We start from the raw sequence: 13,174 nt of genomic DNA on the forward strand, positions 1-13,174 counted from the left end.
GAGGCTGCATTATTTCGGAGCTTAGATGAACACACTCCTTGTTGAGCACGTTGAGCCGTACTCCCCGGGCAGCGAGTCTGCCAGCGTTACCCTGAAGAGTTCTCATGGTGAGATCGAGGTGTTTTGTTACCCCTGTGATCTAAAAGCTGGAGATCGGGTAGAGAACTTTCTGTTTGCACTCGATGCTGACGCGCGCGCGGCCAGCCTTTCCGACTGGTCATCAGATGAAGTCGAGGAAAGAGAAAAGGAAAGGCTTGAGAAAGTAGGCCCCTACGCCTATCGAGGGTGCGGGCGCGTGCTTGATCGAACGTCAGGCCTTGTCGAAGTACTTGGTTTTCAAATCGAATTAGGAGCGGTTCCCTGTGATGGCGCGGTGGAGTTCGAGATCTCGCGCCTCGATCTTTGAAACATTGATTTTTCGCCTTCGCCGTTCGATGCATCAGCCTGCGCGCCAAAGCATTTCGAATGATGATTTATTAAAAATAATCTTTACGCCAATCCAAATAATCAAGATCGCGAGAGAATCCTTTTTTCAGCTCGACGCAATAGTATGACAATCGTGCAATCTCGGAAGGTGTCTCATGCCAAATCATTTCCGCAATTTGACGCATACTTAACCGCTCAAGCAAATCCTGATAGAAAGCATTGACAATCTCTCTCGAGCACCCCATGTCTTTAGAGAAGAGCAGAGAGACTTTTTCCGAAGTTTCCTCCAGGAGGTAAGGGATATCGCACTCAATGATTGTTTCGCTCTCCGCCTCGCTTAGAATGGATTCTGATAATGAGTGAATAATGGATCTAGCAATCAAGATCGGAGTGGTTGTTGTAACTATAATATCACCTCTTTCTTCGAGCTCCCTCAAAGACCTCAGGATGACATCCACAAACTTCTGGTGGTCGACGTTGCTCATGGCCACTCCTTGATGATTTTTTAGCGTTTAAACCCAATGGTTTTGTGAGGTAGATTCGATCGCAAATTTATATAGTTTAGCTTTTGCAGATTTAAGATTGCAAAAATTCGCTGGGCAGCCCCTCGTTAAAGGAATACCCATTCCGGCCAATCGATAATCTTATGCACTCTAGCATCATGGGGATAACGTCCGATTTGGGTCGGTGGTTGCCTCTGTTCATCTGCAGCAGGCGGCCAGAGCCAAATTCCTGCTGAAGTCAGGGATTAGCCATCAATGAAGATCCAGTCAAACAAGGCTTGTGCGTATCTATGAGCTTCTGCCTCTTCGTCAAATGTAAAAACGCCATGCTCATGGAAGACGAATCTCCAAGAAAATCCCTCGTCTGAAAGTGCAGCCTTAAAATTCGCTCGAACACTCTTGGCGAGTTTGGTACTGGATGCGAGATGCTCTCGAAGAGTTGAGATTGCCCCTTCCTCCGAATGGCCGATCTGAGCGTTAAAATAATTAGCCAGCACATAACCTATATATTCGTACATTGATCCCCTCGATTTGCTTCTACGCAGGCACTAGCTTTCGCCACGAAATTGTCCGAGAATTCATCAACTAAGGTTTTGCCTGACAGAGGCATGGCCTGGAGTATTCCACTCGGCAGCGACTACTAATCGCTAGTTCTTGCCCCTAGGAGCCAAGAACTTCATATCAAATACTCCTTCGAAATCAATAAATGGCGCCCTGTAAATTCCTGTTGAGTATGACAAGGGAAAAATATCTTCTATCGACATGGTTTGTGCCCAGCCGAGCTCACTCAAAAAGCTGTGAAGTTGCTCTTTTGAGAGGGAGGCCAAGTTCTTGTTCACGAAGAAAACTTTATCATTAGCAAACAAGCCAATGGAAAATATATCCCCAAAGCCAACGATATAGCCATCAAGGGATCGTCCAGTGGGGGTTGAAAATTTTGCTTTAAATGAAAGATCGAATATCGAATCCCCCAAATCATCAGTCGTCAGTACTGGGTAATTCAATTCATCACTATCATCGTATCGCCAGATCGGATGTTCTTCATATTCCATTCGCCCTAGAAAATCTTTCGCCAAATTATTCTTCATGTATTGAGTCCTTTCACCGGCCTAGTGCCAGGGTTTGGGAGGCGGGTGGATCCCTCGTCTCGGCATTTATAGTGTGCCCCGTGATACTGGTCAGCGATAACAAGTCTACGAGGTTTCGTGTCCTACCTGAATCAGCCAAAGAGTCGTTTGAAGCGTCTTACGACTCTCAAAGCTTGTGCATTTCGGTCAGTCACGCTGTTTGAGATCCACGCCTTCCACTATGTCGAGAGGTGGCTGCATGTCAACACAGACGTCCGCTTTGGGTCGGTAGCTGACGCTCTCCAAGGGCAGCAAACGGCCAGAAGCGACCATCCAGAATTCCTAAATCGAGGCAGCAAATTGGTTTGGGCGCCCGCCTGCAGCTACAAAAATCTCTCGCAGCTTAGCTCGGGTAGTACTGGACAGTCCTTCGGTGTATTGCTGGAACTCTGCTTCAGCAAGGTCCGGGTGGCCGTTCATGGCGAGAACAAATGCGTACGCGATGGGATGTTGCCTGAAGTTATAGAAGCCCAGCCCACCGGAGGACAAATGTCTCTTCACTCCTGCAAATACCTCTGGCAGCTGATCGATTGAACGAGCGCTCTCCCAGAAATGCCCCGCCTGTATGACAGCTTCTTGAATCACATTCGGGAGGCGTTGTGCTACTTCGCCAATCCCCCGCATGTAAGAAACCTCCATCGACCTGTCGCGCGGGTTGAAGGTGAGATCGGGCAGGGCCGATTTGGGAGTGCGATGCCACTTGATTTGATTGCCGGACAGGTGGGGAACAAAATCCAGCGAAAGCCCCCATGTGGGAGAAAGAATGCCGCCTTTCCACTGTTCTAGACGAAAGCACTGACGAATCGGAGCATCGGCACTTCGAATCCACCGCAGAGGTCCCTGAGTCTCGAAACCCAACGGCTTCAGGCAAGTTTCCACGCTTGGCAATGCAATGTCGTGAATTTGCTCTATCCGTAGCATCTCGAAAGTAGAAGTTTGCATCACTGAGTACCTTACTCAATCCGGTCACCCTGGCTTGAGCAAGAGGGTAATAGGTATTGCGCGCTGGAGCGATGCCCCTGTTCAGAGGGTCCGCTTTGGGTCGCAACGGACGCTCCCCGTCAGTCCCAGGCACCAGGATGTATCGATCGAACTGGAACTCGGCCCCTGCCGTCAATGCAACCAGGCAACACAAAAAGCCGCCGTCACGAACAACCGGGACGACGGCATGGTGCGGGAGGCCGCGTTATTGCAGCGGGATATAGATATCCGTCTGCCACTCTTCCAGCGGCGTTTCCGGGAAGATGCTCAGGTAGTGGAAGAACAGCGGGTGGTCGCGGAGTTCTTCATTGCTGCCGGGCAGCCAGTCGCGATAGATCGGATAGATGCTCTCGCCGATATGATCGGGCGAACCGACGTGGCGAACGACCACGCAGCGGCCGCCGGGAATGATCAGCTCGCGGACGCCGTAATCGTTCGGCGCCACGGCTTCGCCGATCTCGCCGCAGATATCGAAGCGAAACTCCTCCGCCGGCGTTGTGTCCGGGTTGCCGTAGGGAATGCCGAAGGTGCGGCTCGCGGCTACCTGCGACTGCCCGCTGCCCATGCGCCACTGGATGAACTGGCGCACGCTCTCGTCGAGCTGTGCGGGCGGGCCACAGTGTTCGAGGGCGGCGACCCGGACCTCGGGGAAATCGACGATACGTACCTGCATGGTGATGCTCCTGGAAAAATGGGGAATGGCGAACACCGCATGCCAGGTCTGCCAGTTCGGCTGCTTCCGGAAGGCGCTGGGCGCCATGCCGAAGTCCCGTCGAAAGGCCCGGCTGAAGGCCTCGGGGCTGTCGAAGCCGGCATCGAGCGAGGCATCCAGTACTGAGTATTCCGCACCGGACGCCAGGCGATGAGCCGCGCGCCGCAAGCGCATCAGTTGCACATAGCGCGCAACCGGCACCCCCACGTAGGCAGTGAATTGCCGGTGGAAGTGGAACGCCGAGAAATGCGCTACTTCGCTCAGCGTGTTCACCGAGAGGTCGCCCTCAAGGTGGTCATCGATGTAGGCAAGCACGGCATCAAAGCGCCTGGCGTAGGCAGTCGGAATATCGGGCACCGGGTGAAAGCTCCTGGTCATGTGGTTGGCGACAGAATCCCCCAATCGGGCGCAGGCGCGCCTAGCCGGACTTGCTCAGGTTACGCCCGTGCCGGCCGGCGGCGACTATCCATCAGCACGACGACGGCAGCCAGGAGGATAGCGAGCATGCAGGACGAATAGCTCGCTGTGATATCCGCCTTCCTTCAAGCCATGGCGAACCGACCTACATACGAGAACCGTTTTGACTGTCACCCTCTCCCACTTTTCCTGAACATGACTCCTACGGCGCGACGCTTCTGTCCAGCCCGCGACAGGTTTCCGGGAAAGTCCTGACTTGCCATCGGCGTTGCGGTCCTACAAAGCCTCTGCTTAGCGTTTCTCCCGCCACGGAACAGTCGTGGTCAGGTGTGGAAACCTGTTTGGATACCGCTTTGCCGTAGCAGGAACGGCCCAGTCTTTCACCAGGCTGGGTCACCCCTGGCTGTCTATGGCGGACCGTGTGAGGCGGGCTTCGGCCCGGCCGGTCTTTGGCGGTAATCCACCGGTTTCCACCCTTGCACGGTCCGCCTCCCTTCCCTTTCGGGGGCGGTTTTCTCGCTGTACTTCCTGCCCTGTGCACGGAGAACGCCCATGACTCCAAGGATCGAATTCCCGGCCAACCCCGGCCTGAGTGTCCAGACTTTCCACCGCTTCGACCGTACCCTGCGCGGCCTGATGATCGACAAGCAGGCCTGGTTCGTCGCCCGCGACCTGGCGCGCCTGACCAACACCCACTTCAGCGCCCGCGTGCCGCGCAAGCTCGACCCGGACCAGTACCGCTGGGAGCGGTTGGCCGGCTGCCGCGAGGACGAATTGCTGGTCAGCGAAAGCGGCCTGTATACGCTGCTGTTGCTCTACTTTTTCCACCCGGAAAACCGCAACCTGCGGCAATGGCTGAGCAACGAGGTGGTGCCGGTGCTACGGGACTCGCTGCTGCAGCAAGGCAACGGCCCGCGCTATTTCCAGCGCAGGGTGCAGGACCATCCGCTGGCCATGCTGGAATGGCAGGGCGGCGTATGGATGCGTGTGGGCGATGCGGCCAGGCTGCTGGAGGCGGAAGCCCGCGCGTCACGCTGAGGCCCCGCGCGAACCTGCCACAGTTTTCAGCCCGCCTTTGTGCGGGCTTTCTGAAGATCGGATATCGTCCTGCGGTAACCCAACCGAACGCAGAGGCGGACTCCCCAATGAACATCGTCATTCCCGACGACTACCAGGACGTGATCCGGACCCTGGACTGCTACAGCCGACTGGCCGGGCACGATGTGCGCGTGCTGCATGACCTGGGCCCCGCTTCGGCGGACGAGCTGGCCGCACGCTTCGCCGAGGCCGACGCGCTGGTGCTCACCCGCGAGCGCACCCGCATCGACGCTGCGCTGCTCGACAGGCTGCCCAGGCTCAAGCTGATCAGCCAGACCGGCAAGGTGTCCGGCCACCTCGACCTGGACGCCTGTACCGAGCGCGGCATCGTGGTGACGGAGGGACGGGGCTCACCCGTGGCGCCCGCCGAACTGGCCTGGGCGCTCATTCTCACGGCACGCCGGCAACTGGTTCCGGCCATCGAAGCGTTCAAGGCCGGGCAATGGCAGGTCAACCTGGGCCACGCGCTGGCCGGGCAGACGCTGGGCATCTGGGGCTACGGCAAGATCGGCCAGCGGCTGGCGCGCTATGCCCAGGCGTTCGACATGCCGGTGCTGGTCTGGGGCAGCGACAACAGCCGGGCCGCTGCCATCGCCGACGGTCACCAGGCGGCGGCTTCACGCGCGGCTTTCTTCGCCGAGGCGGATATTCTCAGCCTCAACCTGCGCCTGTCAGAGAGCACTTGCCATGGGGTTACCCTCGCGGACCTGGCAGGCATGAAGCCCAGTGCCCTGCTGGTGAACATCAGCCGCGCCGAGCTCATCGCCCCTGGCGCGCTGGTGCAGGCCCTGGACGCCGGCCGGCCTGGCTACGCGGCCGTGGACGTCTTCGAGCAGGAACCGCTGCTCGCCGCCGACAACGACCTGCTGAAGCATCCCCGCGCGCTCTGCACCCCGCACCTGGGGTACGTGGAGAAGAACGGCTACGAGCTGTACTTCGGCGATGCCTTCGACAACCTGGTGGCGTTCTTCGACGGAGCACCGAAGAACATGGCGAACCCGCAGGCCCTGGCGAGCAGGCGGACGTAAAACTCCCGGCAGAGACAGCTTCGCCCCCGCACTGCCGTGCCAGGTTGCGATACCGGCAGCTGAAAGGCGCCGCTGGCAGATGGAAAAACGTCGTTGCGCCGCCTTCCCAAGGGCCAAGTGCGCCCGGCAAGATAGCGGCATTCGCTGCCGCGCTTCGGTGGCCCTCTCTGCCTTGTGCCAACGGAGTCGTATGCAACCGCGCGACCTTGCCGCCTACCTGTTCCTTGCGATCGGCTGGGGGCTGTCCTTTCTCGTGCTGCTCAAGGCCATCGCCGGGTTCGGCTGGGTTGGCGCGGTCAGCTTCCGTGCGCTGATCGCCAGCTTCACGTTGTTCGCGGTGGCCAGGTTGTCCGGGCGCCGGCTGAATTTCCAAGGGTTGTGGAAGCCGCTGTGCGTGGTCGGCGCGACCACGGTGGCCGGCCAGCTGATCGGCATGACCTACGCCACCCCACGCATCGGCACCGCCATGGCCGCGATCTTCGTTGCCGGCATTCCGCTGTTCTCCATGCTCATCGGCCGCCTCTGGGGCCTGGAGCGCATCACCTGGAGCGGCCTGGGCGGGCTGGTGCTGGGTTTCTGCGGGATGGTGCTGCTGGTGGGATTCCCGGTGGTGCCGATCACCCACGAGTTCATCCTCGGCAGCGCGGCTTCGGTGTTCGGCGCGGTGTGCGCAGCGTTCGGCAGCAACTACGCGAGCCTGAAGCTACGCACCGCCGGGCCGTGGGAAGTGACCTGCGGCGCCTTCGGGATCGGCGGGCTGCTGACCCTGCCCCTGCTGATCTGGGTGCCGGTGCCCGGCACGCCGCAACCGGTCGACTTCGTCTTCCTGCTGCTTTGCGGTTGCGTGTTCAGCGCGGTGAACTACGTCGTCTACTTCCAGCTCGTTTCCCGCATTGGCGCGACCAGGACCATCAGCGTCGAATTCGTCGTCACCGTGGTCGCGGTGCTGGTGGGCGCGCTGGTGCTCGGCGAAAGCCTGTCGCTGATACAGGGCGTGGGCGCGCTGACCATCCTGCTCGGCTGCACCCTGGTGCTCGGCATAGTGCCAGGCACCAGGACGCGCGCGGTCAGTTGATCGCCTGTACCGACACGCTGGCGGGTGCAGCCTCGTCGCGGTCGATCACTTCCATCGGCAAGCGCGAGGTTTCCCGCAGCAGCCAGGAACACACCGCCACCAGCAGCAGTGCCGCTGCGCCGTAGAGCGCCACGCCGAACGGATTGCGCCCGGTGGCGATGAGGATGGCGGTGGCGATGCTCGACGCCGTGCCGCCGCCCAGCGCCGCGCCGATCTGGTAGCTGAAGGAGATGCCCGAGTAGCGCATCTCGCGCGGGAACTGCTCGGCGAGGAACGCCGGGATCGGCCCCTGGGTCGCGCCCATGAAGAAGCCCACGGCGACATAGGCCAGCAGCGCCAGCGGCAGGTTGTGCAGGCCGATCAGCGGGAAGAAGGCGAACAGCCCGAGCGCCATGATCGCCGCCCCGAAGATCATCACCGTGCGCCGGCCAAGGCGGTCCGACAGGTGCCCGAAGAACGGCGCGGAGGCGACGATGGCCACCGACAGCGAGAAATCGAACAGCAAGGCGTGGCTGCTGCTGTAGCCGATCTCGGTCGCGTAGGCGAGGAAGAAGGTGCTGCCGATATAGGCGATGGTGACGTAGCCGAAGGCGATGCCGATGCACAGCAGCAGCTCGCGCGGGCGACGGCGGAAGGCATCCATCAGCGGCATGCGCGCCTCGGCTTGCGGCGCGGCCTTGGGTTGCGGCGCGGTGTTCTGCAGGCGTGCATAGAGGCCGACCAGCACCAGCAGGCCGCCGAGCCAGAACGGGATGCGCCAGGCGATGCCGCTGAGGTCGTCCTCGAAGGCGAAGCTGACGATGGCGAATACCGCCGAACCGAAGATGCCGCCGATGCCGATGCCCATGCTCGTGAAGCTGCCCCACAGGCCACGGCGCCCCTTGGGTGCGACCTCGATGCCGAACAGCGCCGCCCCGCCCCACTCGCCGCCGGCGGCAAAACCCTGCACCAGGCGCAGCAGCACCAGCAGAACGGGCGCGGCCGCGCCGATGCTGGCGTGGGTCGGCAGGAAGCCGATCAGCAGGGTGCTCAGGCCCATCAGCACCAGGGTGGCGACCAGCGCCTTCTGCCGGCCATAACGGTCACCCAGGTGGCCGAACACCACGCCGCCCAGCGGGCGGGCGAAGAACCCGGCGCCGAACGCCGCGAAGGCGACCAGAACGGCGGTCAGGCGATCCATGCCGGGGAAGAACAGTTGCGGGAAGATCAGCGCGGCCGCATAGCCGTAGATGACGAAATCGTAGAATTCCAGCGCGGTGCCCATGCCGGAAACGCAGAAGGTGCGAAAGGCCGAGCGCGAGCCGGGAGCTGCGGGCGTGTGGTCGATCATGGCGGTTCACTCTTGTTCTTGTGGCAACACGAAACCCGCGCGGCGGCCGGCGGGCCGTCACGGGGGGGTGGTTTTGTAAGCGGTGACACGTAGGGCGCATAACCCGGAACGGGTTATCCGCCTTAGCTCGGCGGCGGATAACGCTGGCGCGTTATGCGCCCTACGGACTTACTGCGCTCTGGCGCCCCCCTCTCCCTAACCCTCTCCCTGAAGGGAGAGGGGACTGTTCGGAGCAGGATGACACCATGGCTTCAGCCGGCACACACGGCTCCCTCTCCCTTCGGAGCGGGGCTCGCAGCCAGGGCTGGGGAGAGGGTGCGCCCAGCTGGCATCACGCTTTCAGAAGCGCAGGAAGCCTTCGTCGGCCAACTTCTTCGGCGTGCCGGCGACGTACTCCAGCGCGCAGCCAGCGGTATCCAGGCCGATGCTCAGCAGGGTTTCCCAGCGCTCGGTGTCCGGCTCGGACATGTCCGGGTGGAAGCACACCACCGCCTGGTCGCCGTCGGCGCCGCAGAAGGCGTCGGCGCGCTCGCGCAGGGCCTTGTCGGTCATGCCGGCGGTGGCGGCCTTGAGGTGATCCAGGCGCGCGTAGGTGGTGGACACGTCCGCCGTGCGCTCGCCCCAGCTCAGTTCGCCGTCGAGGAAGTGGTTGGTGTGCAGCAGCCAGCCATCCTCGCGCGGTACCACCACGGCGGTGTGCGCCGGGCTCATCTCGATGCTGGCGGCACGGGCGCGTACGTCGTCGCGGGTGAAGACGGTCAGCACGGTGGACGCACTGACCCGCGCCGAGCGCGCCATGTCGATGGCCTCAGTGACGCTGGTGGCTTCTTCCAGCACGCGGCGGGCGATGGCATGCACCGGCACGCCGGCGCTGCCATCGTCGCTGGCGTGGTGCAGGATGTTGAAGTGCACGCCGAGCCCGGCACTGTTCACGCCGATCTTGCCGAGCATGCCGAACTCGGTGAACAGCTTGGCGGTCAGGCCGGTGCTGCCGGTGAAGCCGAGCAGCAGGCCGTGGGGCACCAGGCTGTCGTGCCAGTCCCAGGTCTGCAGGCTGCGCGGGGCAGCAGCGCCAGCCGGGGCGTAGACCGAGGTGGAGCACTCGCCTTCCACCGGTTGTTCCGGCATCACTGCGAGAATTTCGGTGCGCGCATTCAGCGCCGCCAGTTGCCACAGCGGCAAGGACACACCCAGCGCCAGGCCTTCGACTTCCCTGGCCAGGGCCGGGCACCAGTCGGCCAGCGCCGCGAGGCTGGCTTCGCCAATGGCGCGGGCCTTGTCGATCTCCACGCCGACGCGCGGGAAGAAGTCCAGGTACAGCGCCACGGTCTGACGGATCTGCCCGGCGAAGGTTTCGCCGATCTGCCGGCCACGCTGCAGCGGGTCGCGGAGGTCGGTGGTGAAGGTATGAAGAATCACGGCAAGGCTCCTGCAATTGCTTTTTTGAACGACACTGGAGCGACGGGGCACTCCGGATGGGTCAGAGTTATTCGCTCGAACGACTATAGACTTCACGACCAGCGAACCAGGTCTTGAGCACGCGGGTATCGCGCAGTGCTTCAGGCTTGACCGTGAACACGTCGCGGTCGAGCAGGACCAGGTCGGCCTGCTTGCCGGGCTTGAGCGAACCGATGCTCTGCTCCAGGCGCAGGGTGCGCGCAGCGTTCAGGGTGTAGGCCTGGAACATGGTCTGCCGGTCGATGTCCTCGGCAGCGTTGAGCACGCCCTTCGGGCCGACGCGCTGGATCGCCTGGTAGATGGCCTTCCACGGATCGGGCGTGGTGATCGGCCAGTCGCTGGCGCCGGAAATAGTCGCGCCGTTCTTCAGCAGCGAGCGCGCCGGGTACATGTGCAGGAAGGCCATGGCGCTGACGTAGGGCTTGACCAGGTCGACGCTGTTCTCGTCGGCCGCGGCCCAGTAGAGCTGCATGGCGGCGATCACGTCGAGCGCCTTGAAACGCGGGAAGTCCTTCGGGTTGACCATCTGCAGGTGGGTAATCGAGTGCGGGATGCCGCTGTGGCGATCCTTGCGTGCCTGCTCGATGCCGTTGAGCGACTCACGCACGGCGCGGTCACCGATGGCGTGGATGTGCACCAGCCAGCCGCGGGCGTCGGCGGCGCTGACCAGCTCGCCGAAATGCTTCGGATCGATCAGCAGCTCGCCGTACTTCTTCGAGTTGCTGTAGGGCTCGAGCATCGCCGCGCTCTGCGCCGGCACCTCGGCCACGCCGTCGGCGAAGATCTTGATGCCCGGCAGGGTCAGGTTCGCAACGCCTGCGAACTGCTTGCGCACCTTGTCCAGCTCGTCGAGGTCGGCGGGGGTTGCCTTGGAGTCGGCCATCAGCAGCGCGGCGACGTGCGCGGTCAGCCCGCCCTGTTCCGCCAGCATCTTGTAGGCCGGCAGCACGCCGACCGAATCGTTGTGGATGTCGCCGCCGGGATTCTCGTTCGCCAGGGGCTCCATCCAGGCGGTGATGCCCAGTTCGTGGTAGTAGCTCTGCGCGCCCTTCAGCGCCTTGAGCAGCTCGTCATTGCTCGCCAGCGGCAGCATGGCCTGCACCGGATAGAGACCGGCGTCGACCAGGAAACCATTGGGCTTGCCGTTGGCTCCGTGGCCGATGGTGGCCTGCTCCTCGCCCTGCAGCGACTTGACCTTGGCCGCATCGATGCCGGCCAGATCGAGCAAAGCCTGGTTGGCCCAACCAGTATGGTAGTCGCCGCCGGCCAGGAGAATCGGCTGCTTCGCCCACTCGCCCTGATTGAAGCGCTGCTGCAGCTCGCCGAGCTCATCCCAGTACGCCGTCGGCACGCCGCCGACATAGAGGAACTGGCCACGTCGCGCACGGCCGTCGTCACGCCACTGACGCAGCTTGTTCTCGAACTCGGTGAGCGGCAGGTCCTGGTTGTCCAGGTTGGCCTGGAGCATCTGCAGGCCACCCTTGACCAGGTGGGTGTGGGCGTCGATGAAGCCGGGCATCAGCACCCGGCCATGCAGGTCGATGACTTTCGTCGTCGGCTGCTGGAGCTTGAGGATCTGCGCGTCGGAACCGACGGCGAGGATGCGGCCGTTCTCCACTGCCAGCGCCTGCTGCAGCGCCTGGCCGGGTTCGGCGGTGTAGACCTTGCCGCCGTGGAAGATGAGCTCGGCGGTGGCCATAGTTTCCATCGAGGAAAAAGCGCAAGCCGCCGACACCAGCGCCGGAATCAGTAGTTTCATCGCAGATCCTTCGTTATTGTTGATCTGTGACGAAGGTTAAGCAAAAGCCCCGGTGGCTTTAACACTGACTTCCCGCACAACTTCTGTTCCTGTCAGGAAGCAATACCAGGAAGCAATCCATGGACAAGATGACCGCCCTCACCATGTTCGTCGCCACCGCCGACCACGGCGGCTTCAGCCGCGCCGCCGAACAGCTGGGCAAGACGCCGTCGGCGATCACCAAGGGCGTGGCGCAACTGGAGGCCGACCTGGGCCAGCGCCTGTTCGAGCGCACCACTAGACGCATGGCGCTGACCGAGGCCGGGCACATCTACCTGGAAGGCGCGCGCTCGGCGCTGATGCAACTGCAGCGCGCCAGCGAGGAAGTCGAGCAGTTGCAGACCGAGTTGCGCGGCAGCCTGCGCATCGTCTCGCCGCCCTCCTTCGCCCCGGCCTTCTTCAACGCGGTTTGCTGCCGCTTCCTGCGCGAGCACCCGCAGGTGCGCCTGGAGGTGGACCTGCTCGACGAGTTCGTCGACCTCGTCGAGGGCGGCTACGACATCGCCCTGCGCGATGGCCCCATCGACCTGCCGGACGTGATCGCCCAGCCGCTGCTCGAGAACCGCCTGATGCTCTGTGCGAGCCCGAAGTACCTCGCGGAAAAGGGCCTGGAAGTGACGCTGGAGAACTATGAACAGCACGACTGGCTGATCTTCCGCCACCCGCTGCTGAACCGGAATTTCTGGTGGGTGCAGAAGGACGGCGAACGCCTGCGCATCCGCCAGCCGGTGCCGCGCATCGCCAGCGACAACTACGACTTCCTGCTGGCCTGCCTGCTCGACGGCCAGGGGCTGCAGTTCCTCCCGCAATGGAGCGCGCTGCCCTACCTGGAAAGCGGCCAGTTGGTGGAGCAGCTACCCGACTGCTGGCGCGACCAGAGCGCCTTCGGGCCCTGGGTGCATGTGCTCTACCTGCCGCACCGGCGCAGCACGCGCAAGGTTCGGGTGTTCATCGAGTACCTGCGCGAGCATTTGCAGGGGAAGGGATTGGTCTGAGGCGGGGCTGCGGTGCTCCACCGGTGGATGCCGTGCCGTGCGGTTCGCGAGCAAGCTCGCTCCTACGCGGAGCCACTCAGCTCTGGCTCTGGCTCTTGAAGGCTTCCAGAAAAATATCCGCGCACACCGAATGCCCCGTTCAGGAGGCCTCGTTGAAGCGGAGTTTCAGGGGTTGAGCGACATGGATGTCGCGAGAGCCACGATGGGCCAGGGATGGCCCGTCGTG

General features: G+C 62.1%; 13 protein-coding genes. 5 read left to right on the forward strand and 8 right to left on the reverse strand.

The window, feature by feature from the left end; genetic code table 11:
• The first annotated feature begins 25 nt into the window (after positions 1–25).
• Positions 26–406, forward strand: a complete 381-nt coding sequence (locus J2T47_RS25355; protein WP_253452975.1) for a hypothetical protein — start codon at positions 26–28, stop codon at positions 404–406.
• Positions 407–476: 70 nt separating this feature from the next.
• Here the strand turns inward: J2T47_RS25355 and J2T47_RS25360 are convergent, their stop codons facing one another.
• The 5 genes from J2T47_RS25360 to J2T47_RS25380 all read right to left on the reverse strand — a co-directional run bounded on the left by J2T47_RS25360 (position 477) and on the right by J2T47_RS25380 (position 4,127).
• Positions 477–911, reverse strand: a complete 435-nt coding sequence (locus tag J2T47_RS25360) for a hypothetical protein (RefSeq protein WP_253452977.1) — start codon at positions 909–911, stop codon at positions 477–479.
• A gap of 263 nt (positions 912–1,174) precedes the next feature.
• The gene (locus J2T47_RS25365; protein WP_253452978.1) at positions 1,175–1,447 is read right to left on the reverse strand and encodes a hypothetical protein; all 273 of its coding nucleotides are present in this window, start codon (positions 1,445–1,447) and stop codon (positions 1,175–1,177) included.
• Between the two features lie 129 nt (positions 1,448–1,576).
• Complete coding sequence (locus J2T47_RS25370) at positions 1,577–2,017, reverse strand: hypothetical protein (protein WP_253452980.1); 441 nt, start codon at positions 2,015–2,017, stop codon at positions 1,577–1,579.
• 321 nt (positions 2,018–2,338) lie between these two features.
• Positions 2,339–2,998 (reverse strand): hypothetical protein, encoded by a 660-nt coding sequence (locus J2T47_RS25375; RefSeq protein ID WP_253452982.1) that lies wholly within the window; start codon positions 2,996–2,998, stop codon positions 2,339–2,341.
• Between the two features lie 244 nt (positions 2,999–3,242).
• Complete coding sequence (locus J2T47_RS25380; protein WP_301295687.1) at positions 3,243–4,127, reverse strand: AraC family transcriptional regulator; 885 nt, start codon at positions 4,125–4,127, stop codon at positions 3,243–3,245.
• 591 nt (positions 4,128–4,718) lie between these two features.
• On the opposite strand from J2T47_RS25380, the gene J2T47_RS25385 reads away from it, so the two are divergent.
• The 3 genes from J2T47_RS25385 to J2T47_RS25395 all read left to right on the forward strand — a co-directional run bounded on the left by J2T47_RS25385 (position 4,719) and on the right by J2T47_RS25395 (position 7,367).
• Positions 4,719–5,204 (forward strand): phage antirepressor, encoded by a 486-nt coding sequence (locus J2T47_RS25385; RefSeq protein WP_253452986.1) that lies wholly within the window; start codon positions 4,719–4,721, stop codon positions 5,202–5,204.
• 107 nt (positions 5,205–5,311) lie between these two features.
• Positions 5,312–6,292 carry a D-2-hydroxyacid dehydrogenase family protein gene (locus tag J2T47_RS25390; RefSeq protein ID WP_253452988.1) on the forward strand — a complete coding sequence of 327 codons (981 nt, stop codon included), beginning with the start codon at positions 5,312–5,314 and terminating at the stop codon, positions 6,290–6,292.
• A gap of 190 nt (positions 6,293–6,482) precedes the next feature.
• Positions 6,483–7,367: a DMT family transporter gene (locus J2T47_RS25395; protein ID WP_253452990.1), complete on the forward strand. Its 885-nt coding sequence runs from the start codon at positions 6,483–6,485 to the stop codon at positions 7,365–7,367.
• Here the strand turns inward: J2T47_RS25395 and J2T47_RS25400 are convergent.
• The 3 genes from J2T47_RS25400 to J2T47_RS25410 form a co-directional block, all read right to left on the reverse strand.
• A complete protein-coding gene (locus J2T47_RS25400; RefSeq protein ID WP_253452992.1) occupies positions 7,360–8,697 on the reverse strand; it encodes an MFS transporter in 1,338 nt (445 codons plus the stop codon). The two genes, J2T47_RS25395 and J2T47_RS25400, sit on opposite strands and share 8 nt — an antisense overlap.
• Before the next feature lie 339 nt (positions 8,698–9,036).
• Positions 9,037–10,116, reverse strand: coding sequence for a C45 family autoproteolytic acyltransferase/hydolase (locus J2T47_RS25405; RefSeq protein ID WP_253452994.1), 1,080 nt, complete (start codon positions 10,114–10,116; stop codon positions 9,037–9,039).
• 67 nt (positions 10,117–10,183) lie between these two features.
• A complete protein-coding gene (locus J2T47_RS25410) occupies positions 10,184–11,914 on the reverse strand; it encodes an amidohydrolase (protein WP_253452996.1) in 1,731 nt (576 codons plus the stop codon).
• Between the two features lie 119 nt (positions 11,915–12,033).
• Between J2T47_RS25410 and J2T47_RS25415 the strand changes: the two genes are divergently transcribed.
• Positions 12,034–12,948 carry a LysR family transcriptional regulator gene (locus J2T47_RS25415; RefSeq protein WP_253452998.1) on the forward strand — a complete coding sequence of 305 codons (915 nt, stop codon included), beginning with the start codon at positions 12,034–12,036 and terminating at the stop codon, positions 12,946–12,948.
• The last annotated feature ends 226 nt before the right edge of the window (positions 12,949–13,174 follow it).

This window comes from Pseudomonas nitroreducens, assembly GCF_024170165.1.
In the GTDB taxonomy this organism is placed as follows: domain Bacteria; phylum Pseudomonadota; class Gammaproteobacteria; order Pseudomonadales; family Pseudomonadaceae; genus Pseudomonas; species Pseudomonas nitroreducens_C.

What these genes read in the sequence shown, in the direction of transcription:
- J2T47_RS25395 (WP_253452990.1), top strand. Translation starts at nt 6,483, where the DNA reads ATGCAACCGCGCGACCTTGCCGCCTACCTGTTCCTTGCGATCGGCTGG.
- J2T47_RS25370 (WP_253452980.1), bottom strand. Translation starts at nt 2,017, where the DNA reads ATGAAGAATAATTTGGCGAAAGATTTTCTAGGGCGAATGGAATATGAA.
- J2T47_RS25360 (WP_253452977.1), bottom strand. Translation starts at nt 911, where the DNA reads ATGAGCAACGTCGACCACCAGAAGTTTGTGGATGTCATCCTGAGGTCT.
- J2T47_RS25400 (WP_253452992.1), bottom strand. Translation starts at nt 8,697, where the DNA reads ATGATCGACCACACGCCCGCAGCTCCCGGCTCGCGCTCGGCCTTTCGC.
- J2T47_RS25355 (WP_253452975.1), top strand. Translation starts at nt 26, where the DNA reads ATGAACACACTCCTTGTTGAGCACGTTGAGCCGTACTCCCCGGGCAGC.
- J2T47_RS25375 (WP_253452982.1), bottom strand. Translation starts at nt 2,998, where the DNA reads ATGCAAACTTCTACTTTCGAGATGCTACGGATAGAGCAAATTCACGAC.
- J2T47_RS25410 (WP_253452996.1), bottom strand. Translation starts at nt 11,914, where the DNA reads ATGAAACTACTGATTCCGGCGCTGGTGTCGGCGGCTTGCGCTTTTTCC.
- J2T47_RS25390 (WP_253452988.1), top strand. Translation starts at nt 5,312, where the DNA reads ATGAACATCGTCATTCCCGACGACTACCAGGACGTGATCCGGACCCTG.
- J2T47_RS25415 (WP_253452998.1), top strand. Translation starts at nt 12,034, where the DNA reads ATGGACAAGATGACCGCCCTCACCATGTTCGTCGCCACCGCCGACCAC.
- J2T47_RS25385 (WP_253452986.1), top strand. Translation starts at nt 4,719, where the DNA reads ATGACTCCAAGGATCGAATTCCCGGCCAACCCCGGCCTGAGTGTCCAG.
- J2T47_RS25380 (WP_301295687.1), bottom strand. Translation starts at nt 4,127, where the DNA reads ATGACCAGGAGCTTTCACCCGGTGCCCGATATTCCGACTGCCTACGCC.
- J2T47_RS25365 (WP_253452978.1), bottom strand. Translation starts at nt 1,447, where the DNA reads ATGTACGAATATATAGGTTATGTGCTGGCTAATTATTTTAACGCTCAG.